Origin of the sequence: Mesorhizobium sp. B2-4-3 (genome assembly GCF_006442815.1) — a bacterium.
Classification (GTDB): Bacteria; Pseudomonadota; Alphaproteobacteria; order Rhizobiales; family Rhizobiaceae; genus Mesorhizobium.
The window spans coordinates 1-24,032 of sequence record NZ_VFVL01000010.1; the positions used below are offsets into that span (position 1 = coordinate 1).

At 65.1% G+C, this 24,032-nt stretch carries 20 protein-coding genes; 8 read left to right on the forward strand and 12 right to left on the reverse strand.

Annotated elements, in window-relative coordinates:
• Positions 1 to 144 precede the first annotated feature (144 nt).
• The 3 genes from hpaD to FJ956_RS12370 are packed head-to-tail and all read right to left on the reverse strand — an operon-like array spanning position 145 to position 3,063.
• Entirely contained in the window at positions 145 to 1,125 is a 981-nt protein-coding gene (gene hpaD, locus FJ956_RS12360) for a 3,4-dihydroxyphenylacetate 2,3-dioxygenase (protein ID WP_140675726.1), read from the reverse strand.
• A gap of 13 nt (positions 1,126 to 1,138) precedes the next feature.
• On the reverse strand, positions 1,139 to 2,656 hold the full coding sequence (gene hpaE, locus FJ956_RS12365; protein WP_140675301.1) for a 5-carboxymethyl-2-hydroxymuconate semialdehyde dehydrogenase: 1,518 nt from the start codon (positions 2,654 to 2,656) through the stop codon (positions 1,139 to 1,141).
• 20 nt (positions 2,657 to 2,676) lie between these two features.
• On the reverse strand, positions 2,677 to 3,063 hold the full coding sequence (locus FJ956_RS12370; RefSeq protein ID WP_140675304.1) for a 5-carboxymethyl-2-hydroxymuconate Delta-isomerase: 387 nt from the start codon (positions 3,061 to 3,063) through the stop codon (positions 2,677 to 2,679).
• A 221-nt stretch (positions 3,064 to 3,284) separates the two neighbouring features.
• Here FJ956_RS12370 and hpaR point away from each other — a divergent pair, with 221 nt between their 5' ends.
• Positions 3,285 to 3,689: a homoprotocatechuate degradation operon regulator HpaR gene (gene hpaR / locus FJ956_RS12375; RefSeq protein ID WP_246672027.1), complete on the forward strand. Its 405-nt coding sequence runs from the start codon at positions 3,285 to 3,287 to the stop codon at positions 3,687 to 3,689.
• 162 nt (positions 3,690 to 3,851) lie between these two features.
• Here hpaR and FJ956_RS12380 read toward each other — a convergent pair whose 3' ends face one another.
• The gene (locus FJ956_RS12380; protein ID WP_140675310.1) at positions 3,852 to 4,361 is read right to left on the reverse strand and encodes a flavin reductase; all 510 of its coding nucleotides are present in this window, start codon (positions 4,359 to 4,361) and stop codon (positions 3,852 to 3,854) included.
• 23 nt (positions 4,362 to 4,384) lie between these two features.
• Entirely contained in the window at positions 4,385 to 5,929 is a 1,545-nt protein-coding gene (locus FJ956_RS12385; protein WP_140675729.1) for a 4-hydroxyphenylacetate 3-hydroxylase family protein, read from the reverse strand.
• A 95-nt stretch (positions 5,930 to 6,024) separates the two neighbouring features.
• Between FJ956_RS12385 and FJ956_RS12390 the strand changes: the two genes are divergently transcribed.
• A complete protein-coding gene (locus FJ956_RS12390; protein WP_140675313.1) occupies positions 6,025 to 6,894 on the forward strand; it encodes a helix-turn-helix domain-containing protein in 870 nt (289 codons plus the stop codon).
• Positions 6,895 to 7,006: 112 nt separating this feature from the next.
• Here the strand turns inward: FJ956_RS12390 and FJ956_RS12395 are convergent, their stop codons facing one another.
• Genes FJ956_RS12395 through FJ956_RS12410 form a run of 4 tightly spaced genes read right to left on the reverse strand, consistent with a single transcriptional unit; the run spans position 7,007 to position 11,109 of the window.
• Positions 7,007 to 8,368 carry an aminotransferase class III-fold pyridoxal phosphate-dependent enzyme gene (locus FJ956_RS12395; protein WP_140675318.1) on the reverse strand — a complete coding sequence of 454 codons (1,362 nt, stop codon included), beginning with the start codon at positions 8,366 to 8,368 and terminating at the stop codon, positions 7,007 to 7,009.
• Positions 8,369 to 8,392: 24 nt separating this feature from the next.
• Complete coding sequence (locus FJ956_RS12400; protein WP_140675321.1) at positions 8,393 to 9,058, reverse strand: HAD-IA family hydrolase; 666 nt, start codon at positions 9,056 to 9,058, stop codon at positions 8,393 to 8,395.
• Complete coding sequence (locus FJ956_RS12405; protein ID WP_140675324.1) at positions 9,055 to 10,314, reverse strand: Tm-1-like ATP-binding domain-containing protein; 1,260 nt, start codon at positions 10,312 to 10,314, stop codon at positions 9,055 to 9,057. Before FJ956_RS12405 ends, FJ956_RS12400 begins: the two co-directional genes overlap by 4 nt.
• A gap of 30 nt (positions 10,315 to 10,344) precedes the next feature.
• Positions 10,345 to 11,109, reverse strand: a complete 765-nt coding sequence (locus tag FJ956_RS12410) for an IclR family transcriptional regulator (protein ID WP_140675327.1) — start codon at positions 11,107 to 11,109, stop codon at positions 10,345 to 10,347.
• Between the two features lie 166 nt (positions 11,110 to 11,275).
• On the opposite strand from FJ956_RS12410, the gene FJ956_RS12415 reads away from it, so the two are divergent.
• The 4 genes from FJ956_RS12415 (at position 11,276) to FJ956_RS12430 (ending at position 16,100) form a co-directional block, all read left to right on the forward strand.
• Positions 11,276 to 12,733 carry an APC family permease gene (locus FJ956_RS12415; RefSeq protein WP_181170156.1) on the forward strand — a complete coding sequence of 486 codons (1,458 nt, stop codon included), beginning with the start codon at positions 11,276 to 11,278 and terminating at the stop codon, positions 12,731 to 12,733.
• A gap of 69 nt (positions 12,734 to 12,802) precedes the next feature.
• The gene (locus FJ956_RS12420; protein WP_140675333.1) at positions 12,803 to 13,993 is read left to right on the forward strand and encodes a cytochrome P450; all 1,191 of its coding nucleotides are present in this window, start codon (positions 12,803 to 12,805) and stop codon (positions 13,991 to 13,993) included.
• A complete protein-coding gene (locus FJ956_RS12425) occupies positions 13,993 to 15,480 on the forward strand; it encodes an aldehyde dehydrogenase (protein WP_140675336.1) in 1,488 nt (495 codons plus the stop codon). The genes FJ956_RS12420 and FJ956_RS12425 overlap by 1 nt, the downstream gene beginning before the upstream one ends.
• A gap of 266 nt (positions 15,481 to 15,746) precedes the next feature.
• Positions 15,747 to 16,100: a hypothetical protein gene (locus FJ956_RS12430; protein WP_246672028.1), complete on the forward strand. Its 354-nt coding sequence runs from the start codon at positions 15,747 to 15,749 to the stop codon at positions 16,098 to 16,100.
• A 135-nt stretch (positions 16,101 to 16,235) separates the two neighbouring features.
• Here FJ956_RS12430 and FJ956_RS12435 read toward each other — a convergent pair whose 3' ends face one another.
• Positions 16,236 to 17,138, reverse strand: coding sequence for a LysR family transcriptional regulator (locus tag FJ956_RS12435; RefSeq protein ID WP_140675342.1), 903 nt, complete (start codon positions 17,136 to 17,138; stop codon positions 16,236 to 16,238).
• A 102-nt stretch (positions 17,139 to 17,240) separates the two neighbouring features.
• On the opposite strand from FJ956_RS12435, the gene FJ956_RS12440 reads away from it, so the two are divergent.
• Positions 17,241 to 18,227, forward strand: coding sequence for a zinc-dependent alcohol dehydrogenase family protein (locus tag FJ956_RS12440; protein ID WP_140675345.1), 987 nt, complete (start codon positions 17,241 to 17,243; stop codon positions 18,225 to 18,227).
• 96 nt (positions 18,228 to 18,323) lie between these two features.
• The gene (locus tag FJ956_RS12445; protein ID WP_140675348.1) at positions 18,324 to 19,283 is read left to right on the forward strand and encodes a dihydrodipicolinate synthase family protein; all 960 of its coding nucleotides are present in this window, start codon (positions 18,324 to 18,326) and stop codon (positions 19,281 to 19,283) included.
• Positions 19,284 to 19,436: 153 nt separating this feature from the next.
• On the opposite strand, the gene FJ956_RS12450 is transcribed toward FJ956_RS12445, so the two are convergent.
• Together FJ956_RS12450 and FJ956_RS12455 are read right to left on the reverse strand one after the other, a co-directional pair.
• The gene (locus FJ956_RS12450; RefSeq protein ID WP_140675352.1) at positions 19,437 to 22,841 is read right to left on the reverse strand and encodes an acyl-[ACP]--phospholipid O-acyltransferase; all 3,405 of its coding nucleotides are present in this window, start codon (positions 22,839 to 22,841) and stop codon (positions 19,437 to 19,439) included.
• A gap of 429 nt (positions 22,842 to 23,270) precedes the next feature.
• A complete protein-coding gene (locus FJ956_RS12455; RefSeq protein ID WP_140675355.1) occupies positions 23,271 to 24,017 on the reverse strand; it encodes an IclR family transcriptional regulator in 747 nt (248 codons plus the stop codon).
• Positions 24,018 to 24,032 lie beyond the last annotated feature (15 nt).

Genomic DNA, 24,032 nt, shown 5'->3' on the forward strand with positions numbered 1-24,032 from the left:
TCCCCGCGCAAAACGCACGAAACTGTTCGCGATGTCTTCGCACACCTGTTCGCGATGTCCCCAGTCCATACACCCCCAAGTGGGGGAGATGTCCGGCAGGACAGAGGGGGGCGCGAAGGAACGCTGTCATCGAAAAATATGTACTCAAGGCGCCACGATCGGCGAGGCCGCCAGATCGGACTTGCGCGGCTCGACACCCGCGAACACGCTGCCTTCCTCGAACCAGCTTTTCGGCGCCGGCGCGCCCCACAGCGTCTGGCGCTGCGGGTCTTTCAGGTCCCATTTGATCGGCTCGAGATCGGGATCGACCGTCTGGTAGTCCGAGCAATAGATCTCGATGCGATGGTTGTCCGGATCGCGGATGTAGAGGAAGAAGGCGTTGGAGATGCCGTGCCGTCCAGGCCCACGCTCGATATTGCCGACATAGCCCGTGGTCGCCATCAGGTCGAGCAGGTCGATGATGTTGAGCGGCGTCGGCACCCAGAAGGCGACATGGTGCAGGCGCGGTCCAAGGCCGTTGGTGAAGGCGATGTCGTGCACGCCGCCTTTGCGGTGCGTCCAGGCGGCCCAGAGCTTTCCGGTCTCGGCGTCCTCGGTGTATTCGGTCACGCGGAAGCCGAGCTCGTTGTAGAAGGCGACCGCTTCGTCGACGTTGGGCGAGAAGCAGTTGAAGTGGTCGATGCGCAGCGGCTTCACGCCCTTATAAAGCGCGTATTTCTGGTGGATCGGCGGCAACCGCTCCATCTTCGAATAGAATTCGAGCGGTATGCCGTGCGGGTCGCGGGTGCGGAAGGTGCGCGACTGGTAGGGCCGCTCGACCCATTCCACCGGCAGGCCCTTTCCCTTGAAGAAATGCTCGGCCTTGTCGAGGTCCTCGTCGGAGAAGACCTTGAAGCCGAGCTCGCGCGCTTCCGGCGCCGTCGCCTTGCGCAGCACGATGCAATGATGGCCGCGCTCTTCCATGGCGCGCAGATAGATGGCGCCGCTGGTCTCGTCGGTCACCTGCAGGCCGAGCGTGTCGACATAGAAGGCGCGGGATTTTGCAAGGTCGGTGACGGCGAGCTCGACATGAGAGAGCCGCACGATGTTGAAGGCGGGGTAAAGGTTGGGTTGGGGCAGGGCCATCATGTGTCTCCGGTCAGCCGCCGAGCTTCTGGATGGAATGCGGCGCCGTGGCGAACGCAATGTTCTTGGTTTCCATGTAGAAGTCGAACGACCAGTCGCCGCCGTCGCGGCCGATGCCGGAGTTCTTGACCCCGCCGAAAGGCGTCGGCAGATGCCGCACATTCTCCGAATTCACCCAGATCATGCCGGCGTCGAGCGCATCGGTGAAGCGCAGAGCGCGGGTGACGTCGGAGGTCCATAGATAACCGGTCAGGCCGTATTGGGTGTCGTTGGCCAGAGCCAGCGCCTCGGCCTCGTCCTTGAACGGGATCGCGGTCAGCACCGGCCCGAAGATTTCCTCCTGGGCGATGCGCATCTTGTTGGTGGCGCCGGTAAACAGCGTCGGGCTGATATAGCAGCCGCCGCCCGGGCCGGCGAACTTGCCGCCGCCGGCGGCGACGACCGCGCCCTCCGATTTGCCGATCTCGATATAGGAGAGCACTTTTTCCTCATGCACCGGATGGATCAGCGGCCCGACCACAGTTTCGGGATCGAGCGGATGACCGATCTTGATGCGCTTTGCCTTCTCCGCCACCAGATCGGTGAACTTGTCGTGCACCGAAGCCTCGACCAGGAGGCGCGAGGACGAGGTGCAGCGTTCGCCGTTCAGCGAATAGATCATGAAGACGGCGGCGTCCGCAGCCCGTTCCAGGTCGGCATCTGCAAAGACGATGACCGGGTTCTTGCCGCCGAGCTCGAAATGCACGCGCTTCAGCGTCTCGGCGCCCTGCTTCATGATCATCGAGCCGGTGCGGCTTTCGCCGACGAAGCCGATCGCCTTGATGTCGGGGTGCTCGGTCAGCGCTCGGCCGGCATCCTCGCCAAAGCCGTTGACGAGGTTCCACACGCCCTTGGGCAGGCCGGCTTCCTCGGCGATCTCGACCAGCAGCCGGGCGGTAAGCGGCGACAACTCGGCCGGCTTGTGCACGATGGTGCAGCCGGCGGCCAGAGCCGGCGCGATCTTCCAGGTCGATAGCATGAAGGGGGTGTTCCACGGCGTGATCACGCCGACCGGGCCGATCGGCACGCGCGTCGTCAGATTGAGCTGGTTCGGCGCTCTCAGCGAACGCCCGTCACGCGCCTCCGGCGCGCGGTCGGCATAGAAGCGGAAGTTCTCGGCGCCGCGCAGCGCCGCCTTGGCCATGAATTTCAGCGACTGGCCGGTGTCCATGCATTCGACGAAGGCGATCTCCTCGGCGCGCGCGACGATGGCGTCGGCTATTCTATGCAGCAGCTTCTTGCGGGCGTCGCCGGATATCGCCGCCCAGTCCTTGAAGGCAGCCTTGGCCGCTTTTGCCGCGCGGTCGATGTCGGCCGCCTTGCCGCGTGCCACGGTGGCAATCGGCTTGAGGTCGACGGGCGAAAGCGTCTCGAAGGTCGAGCCGTCCGCGGCAGGCACCGCTTCGCCGCCGATCTGGTTGAGCACGCCATCCTTCCGGAAGCGTTCCAGATAGGCCTCGGCCTTTCTCAGATTGTCGTCCAGTGCCGCCATGATTTCTTTCCCGTTCTAGATCACTTGCCACGCAGGCGCGGATGGATGGCGTTCTTCTTCCAGCTCAATTCTGCGTCGATCTCGCGGATCTCCAGCGACAGCGCGAAATGCGGCGTGGCGAACAGTGACGAAAGATGATCAGCGACAGCTGCGAAGATCGCCTCGCCGGCGCTTTTCTTTTCCGCCGCAGTGCGGCCCTTGCCGATGCGGAAATTCATGTCGATGAAGCCGTTCTCCGGGAGCCGGTCGGCAATCGCGTAGGCTTCGGCGCGGAAGGCGCGGACCCTGACCGCGCCCGGTTCAAACAGCCCGGTTTCGAGAATGGTTCGCGAGACCAGCGCGCAAAGCTCACCCATGTCGACCTTCGCGTCGAGATTCGCCGAATATTCGATCGCCATATGGGGCAAGGCTTCCTCCACCTTGTAGTTAACATGTGAATTACATCTTGACGACCGAATGTCAAGCGTCGTTTTCTGCGGGGATGCAGCTTCCGGGTGGGATTGCCGCTCTCGGCAAAATCGCGGATATAGCTGCGATCCGGGCCCTAATCTTTGTTGCGAGTCGTACTGGACTGGAATTTTTCGGAGACCTGATTTTGCTACCGCCCAGCACCCGTCGCTCCTTGCCCATGGCTCTGCTTCGCGCCCGCGAAGTGATCATGGCGCATTTCCGGCCGATGCTCGCGCGCCACGATATCACCGAGCAGCAATGGCGCGTGCTGCGCGTTCTCGCAGAAACCGGGCCGCTGGAGGCGACCGAGCTCGCCAACCGCGCCTCGATCCTGCCGCCGAGCCTCACCCGCATCATCAAGGCGATGGAGGAGCGGGAGTTCATCACCCGCAACAAGGTCAAGGATGACGGCCGCCGCGCCTTGCTCGCCATCAGCCCGGCCGGCGTGGCCTTGATCGAGGAACTGGCGCCCGAGCGGGTCGCCATCTACGACGCCATCGAGAAGCGGTACGGCGCAGAAGAGCACGAGCGGTTGCTGGATATGCTGGAGAGCCTGATCCAGTCGGAGACGATGGAGGGGTGAGCGCTTTCCCTTCTCCCCTTGTGGGAGAAGGTGGATCGGCGCGAAAGCGCCGAGACGGATGAGGGGTGTTCCAGGGAACGCCAGCGTCTTACTCCGCTGGAGCACCCCTCATCCGTCGCCTTCGGCGACACCTTCTCCCACAAGGGGAGAAGGGGAAGTTTTTCACCCTCCAAAACTCCCCAGCGCGCTCGGCTGCATGTAGTTGCGCCCGACATAGAGCAGCGCCGCCTCGTCGCTGCCGTGGCGGATGTCGACGACGCGGCCGAACATCACATTGTGCGTGCCGACCTTGTTCACCGCGCCGATCTCGCAATCGAAGCTGACGATGGCGTCGAGCAGCGCTGGCATGCCGGACGGCATCGTCTGCCAGCGCGCGGCTTGATAGCGCTCGGTCATGTCGCGGATCGCGCCGGCGAATTTTGCCGCCAGATGCATGTGCGACTGGGTCAGCACGTTGACGCAGAAGCGTTGGTTGGCGAGGAACATGCCGGTTTGCACCGAACGCTCGTTCATACAGACCAGCAGCGTCGGCGGGTCGTCGGAGACGCTGCACATGGCGGTCGCGGTGAAGCCGCCGCGCCCGGCCGGGCCGTCCGTGGTGACGATGTTGACCGGCGCGCAGACCCGCGCCATGGCCTCGCGGAATTCCAGCCTCGCGACTTGTGTTGTCATGGCCGTTTCCATCGCCGGCCCCGTCAGTTGGGCTGGGCGGCTATCGGCGGCAGCCAGGTATCGCCGGTCCAGCCCTTTTCGTCATAGTCGGCCATGCATTGGTCGACCAGTTCCTCCATCTGCTTCAGCCGGCCGCCGCGCTCGGCGCCCTTCAGCACCTGCAGCCGCACCTCTTCCGGCGCACCTGCATAGTTGAGCTCGTAGAGCGCGTGGCGGCCGCCGAATTCGGTGCCGGTCGCGTCCCACAACAGCTTCATGATCTTGATGCGCTCGACATGGCCCATGTCGTTGGAGCCGCGCACATATTGCGCGAGATAGCGGTCGATCTCCGGATTGTCGAAATCGCGCACCGAGGAGGGCAGATAGATCAGGCCAGAGGCGATCACCCGGCGCACCGTGTCGATGACGCGCGGATAGGCTTCCGACATGAAGGTGCGGTAGGCGAGCGCGGCCTCGAGATTGGGCAGCACCGCACCACCCGCCCACGGTATCGGATTGTGCGCCATCGCGTTGGAGAAGCTCCAGAACATGTGGCGCAGCGCAATCACCTCGCCGAGCGCCGCCTGGTTGCCGCGGAAGGCATCGCCGCCTGTGGCGCGCAACGCCTTGGCGAGCAGGCCGGCGAGGAAGTCGAGTTTTACCGCAAAGCGCGTGCAGCCCTGGAAGCAATAGCCATGCATGAAACCCGACGCCGGGTGGAAGGACAGGATTTTTTGCGCATCGCGCAGCACCAGCACGTCCTCCCAGGGGATGAAGACGTTGTCGAGCACCAGGATCGCGTCGTTCTCGTCGAAGCGCGACGACAGCGGATAGTCGAAGGGATGGCCGACGGTGTTGGCCGTCTGCTCATAGGAGACGCGGCAGAACATCTTTATGCCCGGCGCGTTCATCGGCACGATGAACATCACCGACAGCGATGGATCCTCCGTCACCGTCGCCGAGCTCTGCGCCAGGAAATTGTAGTGGGTGAGCGCCGACGACGTCGCCACCACCTTGGCGCCGGACACCCAGATGCCGGCGTCATTCTCCTTGGTGATGTGCACGAACACGTCCTTCACCTGCTCGGCCGGCTTGTGGCGATCGATCGGCGGGTTGACGATGGCGTGGTTCATGAACAGGACCGCCTCCTGGGCCCGCTTGTGCCAGGCGCGCGCATTGTCCTTGAACGGGCCGTACCAATCGGCATTGGCGCCGAGCGTGTTCATCAGCGCCGCCTTGTAGTCGGCGGTGCGGCCCATCCAGCCATAGGTCATGCGCGCCCAATGCGCGATCGCACCCTGCTGCGCGGCGAGATCAGCCGAGGAATGGGCGACGCGGAAATATCTGTGGGTGAAGCCGCCCGAGCCGGTGTCCGTGGGCGCGGTCAGCACGGCCTGCTGTGCGGGATCATGCAGCGCGTCGTAGAGGCGGGCCAGCGAACGCACCGAATTGCGCATCGCCGGATGGCTGGTGACATCGGCCACCCGTTCGCCATTGATGTAGACCTCCCGCCCGTCGCGCAGGCTCGCCAGATATTCGGCGCCCGTGAACGGCCGCGAATTGTCGGCCCGGAATTCTTCCGATCGCATCATGATCCTCCCTTGGATTGTTGGAGAGTAGCCGCAAGCCGCTGGATGGTTTATGGACGAAAGCGCAAAACCGATTGGACTTTTTCGGGTGACTGATGAGCCAGACCGCCATCCCGGAATTCTTCGTCTACGGCGAGCCGGCGCGGGCGCTCGACGTCGGGTTCCTGCATGTCGAGACCGTGCAAGCCCGCGCTTCCGTGCATCGCGGCCGGGTTCTGGCGCACAAACATCCGCAAATGGCGCAGATCACCTTCTGGACGAGCGGGCAGGGCGTCTATCGGATCGAGGACAAGACCTGGAGTTTTTCGGCGCCGACGGTCAGCTTCATGCCGAGCGGCGTGGTGCATGGGTTCGACATCGAGCCGGGCACCGACGCCATCGTCGTCTCGGTCGCGGACGCTGCGCTCGCAGCCATCGCCGAGCACTCGGCCCTGCAGCTTGATCAGCCCGCCTTCGTGACCGGGCGAGGTGACGCGGCGCCGTGGGAGCGGCTTACCGACACCATCAAAATGATCCAGGCCGAATATGTCGAGGCTCAAGCGGGCGCGGAAAAGATCCTGCCGGCGCTGATCGCGGTGGCATTGTCGCACATCGCCCGTCTCGACGCCCAGTCGCATGCGGTGACCGTGCCGGCCGCGGTGGCTCTTGGCGGCCGGCTCAGGCGGCTGATCGACCGGCATTTTCGCGATGACTGGCCGGTCGAGCGCTATGTCGACGAGCTCGGCACCACGCGCCATCTGCTCGACAAGGCGGCGCATCAGGTGCTGGGCTTGGGCGTGCGTCAAGCGATCGGCGAAAGACGCCTGGTCGAGGCCAAGCGCCTGCTGCTCTTCACCATCCGCACGGTCGAGGACATCGCCTACGAAACCGGCTTCAACGATCCGGCTTACTTTTCGCGGTTTTTTCGTGATGCGGTCGGGGTGGCTCCGGGAGCGTGGCGGAAGGAAAGGGTGAATGGTGAATAGTAAATGGTGAATGGACAGGGTAGTGCGGCTTGACTGCCTGCGCACGAAAGAATTTCCGACCATTCACCATTCACCATTCACCATTCACCATTCACCATTCACCATTTACTATTCACCATTCACGCGCAGCAGCGGCCAACCCCGCATCCAGCCCCTCGGCAATCTTCGCCACATCGGCGGCCGTTATGATCAGCGGCGGCGACAGGATGATGTTGTTGCCGGACACGCGCAGCATCACGCCGGCGCCATAGGCGCCATCAGCAACGACGGCCATCGTCTTCTTGTCCACCGGCTTCTTGGCTGCTCTGTCAGAGACCAGCTCGAGCGCGGCCATCAGGCCTATGTAGCGGACATCGCCGACCAACTGATGCTTGGCCTTCAGCGCTTCCAGCGCCTTACCGAGTTCGATGCCGCGCGCGGCTGCGTTTTCGTTGACTGCAAGCCGCTTGGTCTCGGCCAGCGCCGCGATACCGGCCGCGCAGCCGACCGGATGACCGGAATAGGTATAGCCGTGGCCGATCGCGCCGAAGCTCGTCTTGTCGGCTTCGAAGACGTCGGCGACCTTGGCGCCGATCATTGTCGCGCCGAGCGGGAAATAGCCCGATGTGATCGCCTTGGCGATGGTCATGAAATCCGGCTTGGTGCTGGAGAGCCGCGAGCCCGACCAGGCGCCGGTGCGGCCGAAGCCGGTCACCACCTCGTCGGCGATCAACAGGATGTCGTGGCGGTCGCAGATCGCCCGCACCATCGGCATGAAGCTCTCATGCGGGACGATCACGCCGCCGGCGCCGAGCACCGGCTCCATGATGAAGGCGGCGATCGTATCGGCGCCCTGGAAGGCGATCTCTTCCTCGATCGCCCGCGCGCAGAGTTTCGCCAGCTTCGCCGGATCGGTCTCGTCGAACGGGTTGCGATAGGTCATCGGTGCCGGCGTGTGGAAGACGCCGGGCAGCAGCGGCTCGTAGTTGCGCCGGAAATTGGCATTGCCGCTGACCGACGCGCCGCCGAAATGCGTGCCGTGATAGCCCTTCTTCAGCGCCAGGAATTTCGTGCGGTCGCCCTGGCCGCGGATCTTCCAATATTGCCGTGCGAGCCTGAGCGCCGTCTCGACCGAGTCCGAGCCGCCCGAGGTGAAGAAGGCGCGCGCCATGCCCTCCGGCGCGAACCACTGGGTCAGCTCGTAAGCGAGCTCGATCGACGGTCCGGTCGAGGTGCCGCGAAAGCCTGAGTAATAGGGGAGCGCGTCGAGCTGTTCCGTCATCGCCTGCTTGATCGGATCGCAGCTGTAGCCGAGGTTCACGTTCCAGAGGCCGCCGACGGCGTCGAGCACCGTGCGGCCCTCGGCGTCGGTCACCGAAACGCCTTCGCCCTTCATGATGATCTTCGGCGGGCTCGCCCGCATTTCGGCCGGATGCGCCATCGGATGCCAGATCGGCTTGGCGTTGTTTTCGGTGAGGAAGTTGATGTCACGCATCGGGAGGAGCTCCAGTTTTTGCAATCAGGAGAGCGTCAGGCCGAAATGGCTGAGCGCCTCGGCATAGCTTCGCGCCGGCTCTGCGACGTCAAAGTGAACGTTGAGCATGCCGGCAGCAATCGCGCCGTCGACATTGCGCTTCTGGTCGTCGACGAAGACGCAGGCCGCAAGCGGCAGCCGCAGTGCCTCGCCGACCATCGCATAGGCACGGGGATCGGGCTTGAGGATTTTCGTATAGGTCGCATCGACGATCGTCTCGAAAAGCGAAAGCAGCGGCAAGCGCTGGCGAAAATCAACGCCATAGAACAGGTCGAGCTCGTTCGACAGGATGGCGAGGCGGATCCCGGCGGCATGCGCCGTGCGGATGGCTTGGTCGGCCTCCGGTCGCATCACTTTTTCCGGCTCAGCTCCGCGCGCCCGCCGCACGAAGGTCTGCATGTCCTGCCAGTCTTCTCCGACCAATTGGCCGACTTCGCGCGTACGCGTTTTCCAGTAGTCGCGTTCGCTGATTTCATCGGCTTGCATCGAGCGCCACAGCGCATCGGAAACCGGGTCGAACGGTCCGCGCCAACCGAGCGTGCCGGGCTTGAGCCCAAGCGCCTGCTCTGTCAGCGCATGCGTCTCGAACAAAGTGCGGGTGACCACGCCGCCGAAGTCCAGCACCAGCGCCTGCGGCTTCACCGGGCTCATGCCGCGCGCCTGCCGGTCACGCCGGGCGGAACGATGCCTTCCGCCACCCAGCGGTCGAAGATTTCCAGCGCCTTGGCGCTGAAGGCGTCGTCGTTGATATGCCCGGCGATCTCATGCAGCTCGGCATTGTCCGGCACGCGCACCCGCATCTCCTCGACGAAGGCCGACAGCGCTTCCGGCTCGTAGAGCGGCTCGCCTTCCTGGTCCCATTGTTGGATGCCGCCGGCGGGCAGGATGAAGGCGGTCGGACCGGTCGCCGCGGCGAGCTTGTCGCCGATGGCGCGCGCGATCTCCCGGCGCGTCGCGCCGTCGGAGGTGACCGAGGCAAGCAGGCGGTTATGCGCGTGGTACGGCCGCTCCGTGAAGCGCGACGGCACCGCCTGCCAGGTCGGGAAATCCACCATGTCGATGGCGCCGGGCGCGACGATCTGCGGGATGCCTTGCCGCCCGGCATTCTCCAGCCGGTCGGTGCCCGAATTCACCACTGAGCCGGTAAGCTGGTTGGCAAGCTCCTGCAGGCTGAAATCGAGCACCGCGACGAAGCCCTTCTGCGCCGCGATCGCCTCCAGCGCCCGTCCGCCCATTCCGGTGGTGTGGAAGACGATTACCTCATAGCCGCGCTTTTCCAGCTCCGGCTTCAGCGTGACCATGTATTGCAGGCAGCTTTTGCCCAGCGAGCTCATGCCGACCTTCGGCCGCGACATATCGGGCTTGACGACGGCCCGCGCAGCGCCGACCACGGCGCCGCTGGCCTGCGACAGCACCGCCTTGCAGGCGCTGTTGAGCCCGTAGAGGCCGCCGGCCCACAGGATCATCATCAGGTCGGTAGCGATGCGCTCCGGCGGCACGAGGTGCGAATAGGCGATCGTCGAGACGACGAATTTCGGCACGCCGAGCGGCAGCGCCAGCGCCACGTCGAGCGCAAGGTCGGTGCCCATCGAGCCACCCAACGCGATGAAGCCGTCTATCTCGCCCCTGTCGTGCAGCGAGCGCGCAAGCCGCGAGGCGCCAAGCGCCATCAGCGTCATCGCGGTATTCTCGTCGCCGCTGGCGATGATTGCCTCGATGGTGGTGTCCGCCGCGCGCGCTACCGCATGCTTGTCATGCTCCGGCTTGTAAGGCGGGTCGCCAAGCACGCTGACGTCCATCATCACGGCAATGCCGCCGACGGCCTCGATGCGCTCGCGCATGAACAGAAGCTCGTCGGCCTTGGTGTCGCCGGTGCCGATAACCAGGATTCGGCGTTTCTCCTCCACGTCAGTCTCCCTGCAGTCTCTTGTTGGTTGTCAGGCCCGCTTCTGGCCGGCCAGCCGGCCGAACAGCCGCTCGCCGATCTCGCGCCCCGCGGCGGTCACGCTGACGCCGAGCCGCTCGATGTCGGCCTTTTGGGTGCGCACTCTCGGCGCCGCGATCGCGATGGCGCCGATGGCGTAGCCGTCAGTGCCGAGAACCGGGGCGGCGACGCTCATCACGCCTTCCTCGAAACCCTGCAAGCCGATGGAGTGACCACGTGCGCGGGCGGCGACGACATGGTCGGCGAGCGTCGCCGCATCCCCGATGGTGAAGGGCGTGAAAGCCGGCAATGGTCCGGCGAGGGTGGCCGCGCGGATGCGTTCCTCGGTGAAAGCAAGAAAGGCGATGCCTGACGCCGTCGCATGCATCGGCAGCACGTCGCCGAGTTGCACGCTGACACGATTGGCCTTGGCCGATTCGATGACCTGGACGGTGATCAGGCCTCGCTTCGAATATTCCGAGAGATGCACCGTCTCGCCGCTCTCGGCGGCCAGCATCTCGACCACCGGCACGGCCATGCGCAGGAACGGAAACTGCGCCTCGCGCATCAGCGCCAGCCGCGTCAGGCCGGCTCCGAGCCGGTAGAGGCGCGTCGCCTCGTCCTGCTCGACCAGCCCTTGCGCAATGAGCGAAACCAGCAGCCGGCGCGTCGTCGCCTTGTCGAAGCCGGCGCCCCTGGCAAGGTCGGCAAGCGCCGCCTCGGGCGCGCCGCCGCCCAGCACCTCCAGCAGCGAAATGGCTTTGGCCACCGTGCTCATCGCGTGTCCGGTCCTCCGTCAAATACTTAACGTGCGAATTAACTTGACAGCAAGTCGATTCCTTTGCAAGTCTAATATCGAAATGCCGTTGCAAATAATGAAATGCGCATTGGCCCTCTCAGAAGGCCCTCGGCATCTCAGGGACACTTGGCTTCCGCAGCGCGGAATGGAGGGAAAAATGACCACAATTGAAGCCGGAGAAGTGAACCGGCTGAGGAAGAACAGCCTTGGCGTCGGCGCCATCACCTTTATGGTGATTTCGGCCGCCGCACCGCTCACGGCCGTTGCCGGCGGCACGCCGCTCGGCATGCTGATGGGCAACGGCGCCGGCTTTGCCGGCACCTATCTGATCGTGACGCTGTTGCTGCTCCTGTTCGCGGTCGGCTATGTCGCCATGTCGCGCCACATCGGCAATGCCGGCGCCTTCTACGCTTATGCGGCGCGTGGGTTGGGCGGCCTGGCCGGCGGCGCCGTCGCGCTCATCGCGATCCTCTCCTACAATGCCATGCAGATCGGCGTCATGGGCCTGCTGGGCGCGGCCACCGCCGGGCTGTTCGCCGGCTGGGGCATCAATCTGCCCTGGTGGGTGTGGAGCTTCATCGCCATCGCCATTGTCGCCGTGCTCGGCTACCGGCAGGTCGACCTGTCGGCCAAGATCCTGACGGTGCTGGTGCTTGCCGAATACGTCGTGGTGCTGATCCTCGACCTTACCATCCTCAAGACCGGCGGCGACAGCGGCCTGTCGGCGGCGCCCTTCAGCTGGAGCCAGATCACCAGCGGCGCGCCGGCCATCGCCATCCTGTTCTGCTTCGCCGCCTTCATCGGCTTCGAGGCGACCACGATCTATGCCGAGGAGGCGCGCGACCCGAAGGTGACCATTCCGCGCGCCACCTATTTCTCCGTTATCCTGATCGGCCTGTTCTACATGATCACCGCCTGGCTGATGGCGGTCGGCGCCGGCGTCGACAAGCTGTTGCCGTCGCTGCAGGCCTTGCAGGACCCGACCACCTTCCTGTTCGGCCTCTCCGACCGCTATGCAGGAACGCTGCTCACCCACGCCATGAGCATCCTCTTTGTCTCCAGCCTGTTCGCCGGCGTGCTCGCCTTCCACAACGCGGTCGCCCGCTACATCTATGTCGCCGGCCGCGAAAAGCTCCTGCCGCAGTCGATCGGCGTGACGCATTCGGCGCATCAAAGCCCGCATGTCGCCTCGGTGATCCAGACCGTGCTTGCGGCCGTCGTTATCGGGCTGTTCGCGGTGCTCGGCCTCGACCCGGTGCTGGCGCTGTTCTCGTGGCTCACCAACGTCGCCACGCTCGGCGTCATCGTCATGATGGCGGTGGCCTCGCTCGCCGTCGTGATGTACTTCCGCGCCAACCCGTCCAACCAGGAGAACGGGCTGAAGACCACGATCCTGCCGGGGCTGACCTTCATCGCCTTTGCCATCATCATCTATCTGATCGTCATCAATTTCGGCAGCCTGTCGGGCGCCGGTGGCTTCCTCGGCGTGTTCCTGCCGGTGCTGGTGCTCATCGCGGCCGTGATCGGACTGTTCTTGGCAGGTGCCTTGAAGAACCGCGATCCGGTTGCCTTCGAAAGCCTCGGCAAGCCGCTCGGCGATTAATGAGCAGTTGATTGATGGACAAGGGGCGGCGTCCGCGCCGCCCCGCCTTAACGGAGCGGGAGCAGCGGCATGAGCTTTACCGATGGTATCACGGTCGAGGCGCTGGAAGCCGACCCCTATCCGATCTACGCCGAACTCAGGCGCAACGCGCCGGTCGCTTTCGTGCCGGCGGTCAATCTCTGGTTTGTCACCCGCTGGAAGGACGTCGAGACCGTCGCCAAGTCGCCCGACATCTTCTCGGCGGCTGTCGGCACCTCGCCGGTCGAGCGCTCTTTTGGCAAGCCGACCATCCTGACCACCGACGGTGAGACGCATAAGCAGCTGCGCCAGGGCGTCGATCCGAAATACCGGCCCCGCACCGTCGCCTCCTATGCCGGCGATCTCGTGCGCTCGATCGCCGAACCCTATCTCGACAGAATTGCCGCGCAGGGCTCGGCAGAGCTGATGGCCGACTATTTCGAGCCGGTGTCGACGTTGAGCCTGGCGCGCTCGCTCGGCCTCGCCGATGTCGACACGCCGACCTTGCGGCGCTGGTTCTACGGCCTTGCCCAGGGCGCCATCAATTTCGAGAACGATCCGAAGCGACAGGAAACCGCCGACGCGATCAGCGCCGAGGTCGGCGCTGCCGTCCGGCCAACGCTCGAGCGGCTGATCCGCGAGCCCGACGACTCGGCGCTCTCGCACATGCTGCATGACGGCATGCCTGACGGCTCGACTCGCTCGATCGATTTCCTGATGCCGACCATCAAGGTCATCCTGCTCGGCGGCATGCAGGAGCCCGGCCACGGCGCCGGCTCCATCCTCGTCGGTCTGCTGACGAACCCTGAGCAACTGCGGCAGGTGCTCGACGATCCTGAAACCTTCGTACCCAGAGCAGTGGACGAGGGCCTGCGCTGGGTGGCGCCGATCGGCACGCAGACGCGTGAAACGACCCGTGCCGTGGAGATCGGCGGGGTGACGATCCCCGCCGGAGCTCCCGTTGCGGCGCTCGTCTCTTCGGCCAGCCGCGACGAAAGTCGCTTCACCGATCCCGACAGCTTCGATATCCATCGCGACGAGGGCAACCACGCCGCCTTCGGCTTCGGCCATCATTTCTGCTCGGGCCGCTTCTTCGCGCACGAGCAGATGTGCCTTGCGCTAAGGCTGCTGCTGGAGCGTTTTCCCGATTTACGCCTGGTGCCGGGCAAGGAGCCGGTGTTCCGCGGCTGGGAGTTCCGCGCGCCGCCGGCGTTTCATGTAGAATTTGGAGCAAACTCGTAATGATCAGCCAGGACACCATCGACACGCTGCGCAAGGCGGAGGTCGGCGCGCGGCGTCTGTTCATCGATGGAACCCCGGTGGACGCGCAAAGCGGCGGCAGTCTGCAGGTGATCTCGCCGATCGATGGCCGTCCCTTTGCCAGCATCGCCGATGGCGACGCAGCCGATATCGACCGTGCGGTGGCCTCGGTGCGCAAGGCGTTCGCCAAAGGCTCCTGGTCACGCGCGGCGCCCGCCTTCCGCAAGAAGGTGCTGACGAAATTCGCCGAACTGGTCGAAAAGCACGCGCTGGAGCTAGCCGTGCTCGGCGTGCGCGACAATGGCACCGAGATCGGCATGGCCTACAAGGCCGAGCCGCTGTCGGCCGCCGGAACCATCCGCTACTATGCTGAGGCCGTCGACAAGGTCTATGGCGAGATCGCGCCGACCGCCGACAATGTGCTGGGCCTCATCCACAAGGAGCCGCTCGGCGTCGTCGGCATCATCGTGCCGTGGAATTTCCCGTTGATGATCGGCGCCTGGAAGATCGCGCCGGCACTCGCTGCCGGCAACGCGATCGTCGTCAAGCCGCCGGAGATCGCCTCGCTGACCTTGTTGCGTCTGGCGGAGCTTGCCGCCGAAGCCGGCTTGCCCGAAGGCGTCTTCAATGTCGTCACCGGCCGAGGCTCGGTGGCAGGCGAGGCGCTCGCCCTGCATATGGATGTCGACGCCATCGCCTTCACCGGCTCCGGGCCTGTTGGTCGCCGCCTGCTCGAATATTCCGCGCGCTCGAACCTCAAGCGCGTCTTCCTCGAGCTTGGCGGCAAGTCGCCCAACATCGTCTTTGCCGATGCGCCGGACCTGAAGCAGGCGGCGGTCGTCTCGGCCAACGGCATCTTCCGCAATTCCGGGCAGGTCTGCGTCGCCGGCTCGCGGCTCCTGCTCCAGGCCTCTGTCTACGACCGCTTCATGGACGAATTGCTCAAAGCCACCACGAAGCTGAAGGTCGGCGATCCGCTCGATCTCGGCTCCGATGTCGGCGCGGTGTCGAGCGCCGAGCAACTGACCAAGAATCTCGGTTTCGTCGCGAAGGCTTCGGAGGAGGGCGCCCGTCTCGTCACCGGCGGCGAACGCATCCTGGCGGAGACCGGCGGCAGCTATATGGCGCCGACGATCTTCGAGAACGTGACCGAGAAGATGCAGCTCGCCCGAGAGGAAGTGTTCGGGCCGGTGCTCGGCGTCACGCGCTTCGAGACCGAGGAAGAGGCGGTGCGCCTCGCCAACGCGACCGTCTATGGCCTTGCGTCGGCCGTGTGGACCTCGAACCTGTCGACCGCGCACCGCATGGTGCGCGCCATCAATGCCGGCGTCGTCCATGTCAACAGCTATGGCGGCGCCGACATCACCGTGCCGCTCGGTGGCTTCAAGCAGTCCGGCTTCGGTCGCGACAAGTCGCTCCACGCCATCGAGAAATACACCGACCTCAAGACAGCGTGGGTAGCGCTCTGAAGCAATTCCAGGAGAAAGTGCGAAGCGGTTTTCCGTCGGGATTTGATATTTAAGCGCGCATACGGAGACCTTCGGGGTTGAAGAACTGCATCTGCGCGACGACGGCTTGCCTGAGCTGGCCAGCTTTGAGGGCAGTCGTGGCTATCCATCCTGACATGAATGCGCGAAACGTAGTGTTACGATGCTGATGATGTTCACGGCGTCCGCTCGGGCCTGCCGTGGAGTGAAGAGGAGAGTTCACCACGTCCAGGATCAGCCGTCGCGCCTTGCTCTTTCATTCCGGCTGCGCTGTCGTCGCCTCGACCGTCGCAGCAAACGGTCACAGCACAAAGGCGCTGAGGCGTGACCGGCAACCATCCCAGGACCTGTTCGCCCTGATTGAGGCGCACAAGGCAGCGTACGCGGCGTTCGGCAATGCCGTCCACAAAAGGGGCAGCCATAGCCACGACCATATCGAGGCCGGCCGAGAGGAGGAGAGGGCGCTACTGGCCATCTGCGCCTATCGGGCGGTCAAGGAAGGCGACCGCCTGGCCAAGGCGCGATATCTTTTGGAGATCGAGGCGCGCGGCGAGCTCGATCTGCCAGGACATATGCAGGCTCTTTTGCGCTCTATAGTGTGAAAGGCAGACTTCCAGCCGCATAGACCGGTCGAACCCGCCGCAATGCTGAAGGGTTTCGGGGCTGAGGATCATCCTGTTCCCGCCGAAGAGGCGGACGCAGTTCGGTGCGATGCAGCGACTGAAATCGGCGTGGAACTAGCTCAGCATCTTCGGCAATCCCGCCGCCAGCGCGTCGACGGCCAACCGCACTTTCAGCGGCAGATGTGGCGTCTGCAGCCAGAGCGCATGGCAGTCATAGAGATAGTCCGGCCGCCCGGGCAGCACCCGTACCAGTGTGCCGGCCTCGATGCGTTGGCGCACCAGCCAGTATGGCAGCCAGGCCAGCCCCATGCCGTCGGTCGCCGCATCGGCGATGGCGTCGAGGTCGTCGAGCCGCAGCCGCCCGGCGGGCGCGATCTCCACCACCGAGCCCTCGTCGCGCGGAAACAGCCATGGCTGCAGCACGTGGCCGAGCCGCCGGTAGATGATCGCCTGATGGGCGGCGATGTCCTCCAGGGCGGCCGGCTGGCCGAGCCTCTCGATATAGGACGGCGACGCGCAGACGATCATGCGCTGGCGCGCGACGCGGCGCGCGATGATGCCGGCCCTGTCGTCCAGCGCTCCGGTGCGGATCGCGAGGTCGAAACCATCCTCGACGAGGTCGGCGAAGCGGTCGCCGAGCGACAGGTCCAACTCCAGCGTCGGATAACGCCGAGCGAAGGCGAGCAGGATCGGCGTGACGCAGTGCCGGCCGAAATGCGCCGGCATCGTCACCCGCAGCTTTCCGCGCGGCTCGGACAAATGGTCGGCCGCCAATGCATCGGCCGCCTGCGCTTCCTCCAGCACGACCCTGCAACGCTCGTAATAGGCGCGCCCGACATCGGTCAGGCTTTGCCGGCGTGTGGTGCGGTTGATGAGCCGCATGCCGAGCCGCTCTTCGAGGAAGCGGACATGCTTGCCGACCATCGGCCCCGACAGGTCGAGCGCCGCCGCGGCGGCCGCGAACGAGCCGAGATCGACAGCTTTGATGAACACTTCCATGCTTTCGAGGCGATCCATATTCAAAACCAATCGTTTCGACTGTTCTACCAGAACGGCGATTTATCGGCTCTCGAAGCCTCTGCATAGTCAATTCCATCGACTGGATTTGGAGTTGCATGGATGGCAAGGGTTGTTCGCTTTCACAGTCACGGCGGTCCCGAGGTGCTTCGCGTCGAGGATATGGAGGTTCCGCCGCCAGGCCCTGGCGAGATGCGGATCCGCGTCAGGGCACTGGGCTTGAACCGCGCCGAGGCCTCGATGCGCAAGGGCACCTACATCGAGACGCCGGCGCTGCCCTCTGGTCTCGGCCTCGAAGCTGCCGGCATTGTCGAGACGGTCGGCGAGGGCGTCGGCGGCTTCATGCCCGGCGATGCGGTCAGCATCATCCCACCGCGCTCGATGGTGCGCTGGCCGGCCTATGGCGAGCTCGTCAGCTTTCCGGCCGAGCTCGTCGTCAAGCATCCGCCATCGCTTTCGTTCGAAGCCGCCGCCGCGACATGGATGCAATATCTCACCGCCTATGGCGCGCTGGTCGACATCGCCCGCCTCGGGCAGGGCGAGCCCGTCGTCATCACCGCCGCGTCGAGCAGCGTCGGGCTGGCCGCCATCCAGATCGCCAACAGAATTGGCGCAGTGCCGATCACGGTCACCCGGACATCGGCCAAGAAAGCGGCATTGCTCGATGCTGGCGCGGCGCATGTGGTGGCATTGGCCGAGGGGGACCTCGAAGCGCGGCTGAAGGCAATCGCGCCGCAGGGCATGCGCGTGGTCCTCGACGCGGTCGGCGGCCCGATCTTCACGCCGCTCACGGCCGCGATGGCGCGCGGGGGCATTCTGATCGAATATGGCGGCCTCAGCCCCGAGCCGACGCCGTTCCCGCTGTTCGAGGTCCTGGCGAAGACGCTGACGCTGCGCGGCTATCTCGTCCACGAGATCACCGGCGATCCGGTCCGGCTGGAACCAGCCAAGGCCTTCATTCTCGACGGCCTCGCATCAGGGGCGCTGAGGCCCATCATCGCCAGGACGTTTCCGTTCGAGGAGATCGCCGAGGCGCACCGTTTTCTGGAGGCGGGCGAACAGTTCGGCAAGATCGTGGTGGTGGTTTGAGGCGTGCTTGGCCTTGCAACACGACTATCCGCTTGGCAAGCGGTGCCGCTCGGGACAAACTGGCCATCCGCGTGACGCCTCAAGGAGACTCCAAAAATGAACGCCAATGTTTTTTCCGGCTGCATGCCGGCGCTGATGACGCCTTGCACCGATGACCGCCTTCCCGACTTCGACGCGCTGGTGCGCAAGGGGCGCGAGCTGATCGCCGCCGGCATGTCGGCCGTCGTCTATTGCGGCTCCATGGGCGACTGGCCGCTCTTGACCGACGCGCAGCGCATGGAAGGCGTCGAACGCCTGGTGAAGGCCGGCGTGCCGGTGATCGTCGGCACCGGCGCGGTCAACACCGCCAGCGCCGTGGCGCACGCCGCTCACGCGCAAAAGGTCGGCGCCCGGGGCCTGATGGTGATCCCGCGCGTTCTGTCGCGCGGCCCATCGGTGACGGCGCAGCGTCACCACTTCAAGGCGATCCTTGCCGCTGCCCCCGACCTGCCGGCCGTCATCTACAACAGCCCCTATTACGGCTTTGCCACGCGCGCCGATCTCTTCTTCGCGTTGCGCGCCGAGCATTCGAACCTTGTCGGCTTCAAGGAGTTCGGCGGGCCGTCGGATCTGCGTTACGCGGCGGAAAACATCACCAGCCGGGACGATGAGGTTGCGCTGATGATCGGCGTCGACACCGCCGTGTTCCACGGCTTCGTCAATTGCGGAGCGTCCGGCGCCATCACCGGCATCGGCAATGTCCTGCCCAAGGAAGTGCTGCATCTCGTCGGCCTCAGCCAGGCGGCGGCCAAGGGCGATGCCGAAGCGCGCCGGCTGGCGCAGGAACTGGATGCGGCGTTGGCCGTGCTGTCCTCTTTCGACGAGGGACCGGACCTCGTGCTCTATTTCAAGCACATGATGGTGCTGAAGGGGGCCTCCGAATACAGGCTGCACTTCAACGAGACGGATGCGCTGAGCGACAGCCAGCGCGGCTATGCCGAACAGCAGCTCAAGCTGTTCGACACCTGGTACGCGCAGTGGTCGAGACAGCCCGTCATGGCAAGATACGCGGCCTGAGCCGATCGGTCCGGGAGCGTCAGCGCACCACCATGCGCACCCGTTCCCTCAGTTGCCTGGGCGCGCCGCCTGTCCTCGGCCGAGAGATTGGACCCGGCAGCGATTGGCAATGAACAGGCCGGAGCTTGTCGCCGGCCTGTTCGCACGCCCGGGTCAGGCGGCCTTGACCTTCAGCTCTTCCGCGCCGCGCACCATCCTGGTCACCCCGGCGAAGTCGAGCTTGCCGGAGCCGAGCACCGGCACCTTCGGCACGACACGCACTTCGGCCGGCACCATCAGGTCCATGGCGCCGTTCGCCTTGGCGAAGGCGAGGAAGTCCGCGCGGGTGGCACCCGAAGCTTCCGTGATCAGGATCAGCTTCTCGCCCTTGCGCACGTCCGGCACCGTGGCGACGGCCGAGAGCGAGCCTTTCCACAATTCGCCGGCCAGCGCCTCGATCGCGGCCAGCGAAACCATCTCGCCGGCGATCTTGGCGAAGCGCTTGGCGCGTCCGCGGATCGAGATGAAGCCCGCATCGTCGACGGTGACGACGTCGCCGGTGTCGTGCCAGCCGTCGGCCAGCGGTTCGATCACGCCGGGGTTCTCGGCGCGCAGGTAGCCGGCCATGACGTTCGGGCCGCGCACGAACAGCCGGCCGCCCGCATCGACGCCGGGCACCGGCTCGAGGCGGTACTCCATGCCGGGCATGATTTTGCCGACGCTGCCCGACTTGTTGTACATCGGCGTGTTGATGGCGATCACCGGCGCGGTTTCGGTCACGCCGTAGCCTTCCAGGATGCGCAGGCCGAACTTCTCCATATAGGTCGTGCGTGTGGCGGCCTTGACCGGCTCGGCGCCGGCGAAGCAGTAGCGCACCGAACGGAAGTCGTAAGGATGCGCCGTGCGCGCATAGCCGGAGAGGAAGGTGTCGGTGCCGAAGATGATCGTCGCGTTCGACGCATAGATCAGCTCCGGCACGATGCGGTAGTGCAGCGGCGAGGGGTAGAAATAGACCGGCACGCCGGAGATCAGAGGCAGCACCGTGCCAGCCGTCATGCCGAAGGAGTGGAAGATCGGCAGCACGTTGAACACCTTGTCGCCCGAGTGGAAGTCGATGCGCGAGGCGGCCTGGGCGGCATTGGCCAGGATGTTGCGATGGGTGAGCACCACGCCCTTCGGCGTGCCTTCCGAGCCCGAGGTGAACAGGATCGCCGCCGGATCGTCCGCCTTGCGCGCCACGCGCGGCGTCGCCCTGCGCAGCAGGCCGAGCAGCTTGTCCTTGAGGCCGATCGTGGCGCGCAGATCGTCGAGCCAGACGATGTCGACCGAGCGGCCGATCTCCTCGACCATCGGCCCGAGCTTTGCCTGTTCGATGAAGGCGCGGGAGGTGAGCACGGTGCGCACCTCGGCCGCCTTGCAGGCCGACAGGATGTTCGCCGCACCCGCGGTGAAGTTGATCATCGCCGGAACCTTGCCGGCCGACATGACGCCGAGAAGTGCTGCGCAGGCGCCGTTGGCGTTGGGCAGCATGATGCCCAGCGTCTGCTGTCCTGCATAGAGATGCTCGAACTTCTCGCCGAGCACGGCGGCGGCGGTGAGCAGCTTGCCATAACTCAGCGAACCGGTGACCGGATCCTGAACGGCGAGCTCTTTCATGCCGCGCTCGTTGGCCGTCTCGATGATCTTCTCCAGAACGGTCTTGTCGATGTCCTGAGTGCGGAAGACCAGGTCCGACATCACCTGGTAGAGCGCGGAGCCCGCCGCGGCGCGCCGCTGGCGGCCCTTCAATTCCTGCGGGACTTCGAGCTTCACCGGCTCCAGGATGGTCACCTTGACCTTCGGGAACAGGCGGCGGCGCACATGTTGCGAGGAGAGCCGCGAGAAGTAGCTCTTCTCCAGCCCCTCGATGCGCACCGGCACCACCATCGAGCTGGTCTTGTCGGCCACCATGGCCGCGCCGTCATAGACCTTCATCAGGCCGCCGGTGACAGTGATGCGGCCTTCCGGGAAGATGACCAGCGGATCGCCGCCCTGCACGATCTTGATCAGCGTGCGGGTCGACATCGGCTTCGCCGGATTGAGCGGCAGCGCCCGAGCAAGCTTCATGAACGGCTTCATCCACCAGGCCTGGGCGATCGTATAGTCGATGGCGAAGACCGGCTCCTCGTCGGTCAGCGTCAGCGCGAGCGGGCCGTCGAGGAAGCTGACATGGTTGAGCGCCAGGATCGGCGCCTTGCCGGCCGCCTTTAGGTTGTCCAGTCCTTCGACCTCCAGGCGCAGGAAGGCGCGGAACAGGATCGAGACGAAATCCCGGAACGGGTTGGTCGGCAGGTATTTCAGCATCAGCCAGGCGGCGACGGCGTTGGCCACGACGAGGCCGAACAGGATGCCCGCGATGGAGATGCCCGCAGCCTGAATGGCAGCGACGAGGATGCCGCCGACGGTCATGAAGCCGGCATTGACGATGCTGACCGCCGCGACGACGCGGGCGCGGCGCGCCTCGGGCGACCAGGCCTGCACGGCGGCGAAGGTCGGCACCACCAGGAAGGCGGCGGCAATCGCCATGCCGGCGAGGTCGATGGCGACGCGGATGGTGTTGGGGCCGGCGAAGAAGGCCGAAAGGCTAGCGGCTGTCGGCGAAGGCTGCATGCTGCCGATGGTCCATGCCAGATGCAGGCCGAACAGCGCCATCAGCGCCGTGCCGACCGGCGCCGGCAACAGCACCATGCGTCCCTGCGACATCCAGGCGGCAATCGCCGAGCCGATCGCGATCGAGACGGCGAACACGGCGAGATAGGCCGTGACCGCGATCTCGTTGCCGCCGAGCGAGTCCTTGATCAGCGTCGGCAGGATCGAAAGCACGATGGCGCCGACCAGCCAGAACCAGGAGGTCATCAGGCCGGCGCGCCAGATGCGCGTGTCGGTGCGCAAGTCGGCGACCTGCCGCCAGGTCGAGCGCAAGATGTTCTTGTCGATGGTGAGGTTGGGCGCGGCCGAGCCGGTGGACGGGATGTAGCGGCTGACGAACCAACAGCCGACGGCCAGCGCCATCATGATCGGCCCGAACACCGCGACCCCGATGCCGTCGGCCGAGACGACGCCGCCGGCGATGGTGCCGCCGAGGATCGCCGCGAAGGTCGCCGACTCGATCCAGGCATTGGCCTTGGGCAGTTCCTTGCGCTCGAGATGATCCGGCAGGATGCCGTATTTGATCGGCCCGAACAGCGCCGAGATGATGCCGAACATCAAGAGTGCCGTCATCAGCACCGGGATCGAGGACAGCGCGATGCCGACGACGGCGACGGCGGCCGCGGCGATTTCGGTGAATTTCAGGCGGCGTGCGATCAGCGCCTTGTCGAAGCGGTCGGCGATCTCGCCGCCCAGCGCCGAAAGCAATAGGAACGGCGCCATGAAGACAGCGCCGGCCAGCGTCACCAGCGACGCGGCCTGATCCTTCGCCAGCGTGAAGAGAATAAGGAACACCAGCGTGTTCTTCAGGAAATTGTCGTTGAAGGCCGAGAGGAATTGCGTCCAGAAGAGAGGCGCGAAGCGCCGCGACATCATCAGATGGGTGTTCATGGCAATTTCCATTGGGCAAGTCCGGCTGGCGATCCGAATGGACGGAGCGGACACTTGCGCGGTTTGAGCCTTGTTTATCGGGAAGCGGTTAAACTTCGTTACTGCGGTTCGATCCGATCCATTTGTTTCTTGTTCTTGGCGCCTGGAATCCGTCGTCCATGATCGGTCTCCAGGCCTTCCAGGCACTTGACTGTTTGCGGGCTTGGCAGTCGGCGAGCATCGATATGATCCTTTCGTTTCAGCGTTAAGCCGGATAGGCGTCGGTCTGTTTCAAGCCGGACATATTGCTTTGAACGTTGTTCACGGGTGCATCGTAGCACATCGTGAACGACGTTCAAGAGAAAAATGAACGATGTTCACAAACGGAACGCGTAGGTTAAAAATGTCTCAAAGTAGAGGTCCGTGGGCTTTGGGCGCCGGTGGGGCGCCTCACGCCTCGCCGGTCAGCCGCGCCGAGATCAGCCTGGCTGCCCTGACCGCCGCCTCGCCTTGTCCGGCCGCTGTCGCATCGTCGACGCGCGAGACCGGCGAGGCGACGGCCAGCGTGCCGATCGGCTGGCCGTCGGCGCCGAGGATCGCGGCGCCGATGCTGTGCACGCCTTCCTCATAACCCTGGGCACTGCGCGAATAACCGCGTGAGGCGGCAAGCGCGATGGCTTTCACCAGGTCGTCCGGCTGCGTCATCGTGAACGAGGTGAAGGCCTGCAGCGGCTTCTCCAGATAGGCGCCGACCGCTTCCAGGCGTGAGGCAGCAAGGAACGCGATGCCCGAGGCGGTGCCGTGCAGCGGCAGCACTTGGCCGACATCGACATTGACGCGGTTGGCCTTGGTCGACAGCTCGACATGCAGCGTGAGCAGCGCGCCGGCGCTGAACTCGGACAGATGCACCGTCTCGCCGGTTTCGAGCGACAGCTCGCGGATGACCGGCGCGGCGAGGCGCACGAAGGGGAAATGCGCGTCGCGGATGCGGGCGAGCCGCGACAGGCCGGCGCCCAGTCGGTAGCGGCGGCTGCGCGGCTCCTGCTCGATCAGCCGGTGCGCGGCAAGCGCCATCAGAAGACGCCTGGCGGTGGCCTTGTCGAGACCGGCGCGGCGCGCGAGGTCGGAGAGGCCGATCTCCGGTTCGTGCAGCGTGAACAACTCCAGCAGCGACACCGCCTTGCCCACCGTGCTCATCGCGCATTCTCCAAG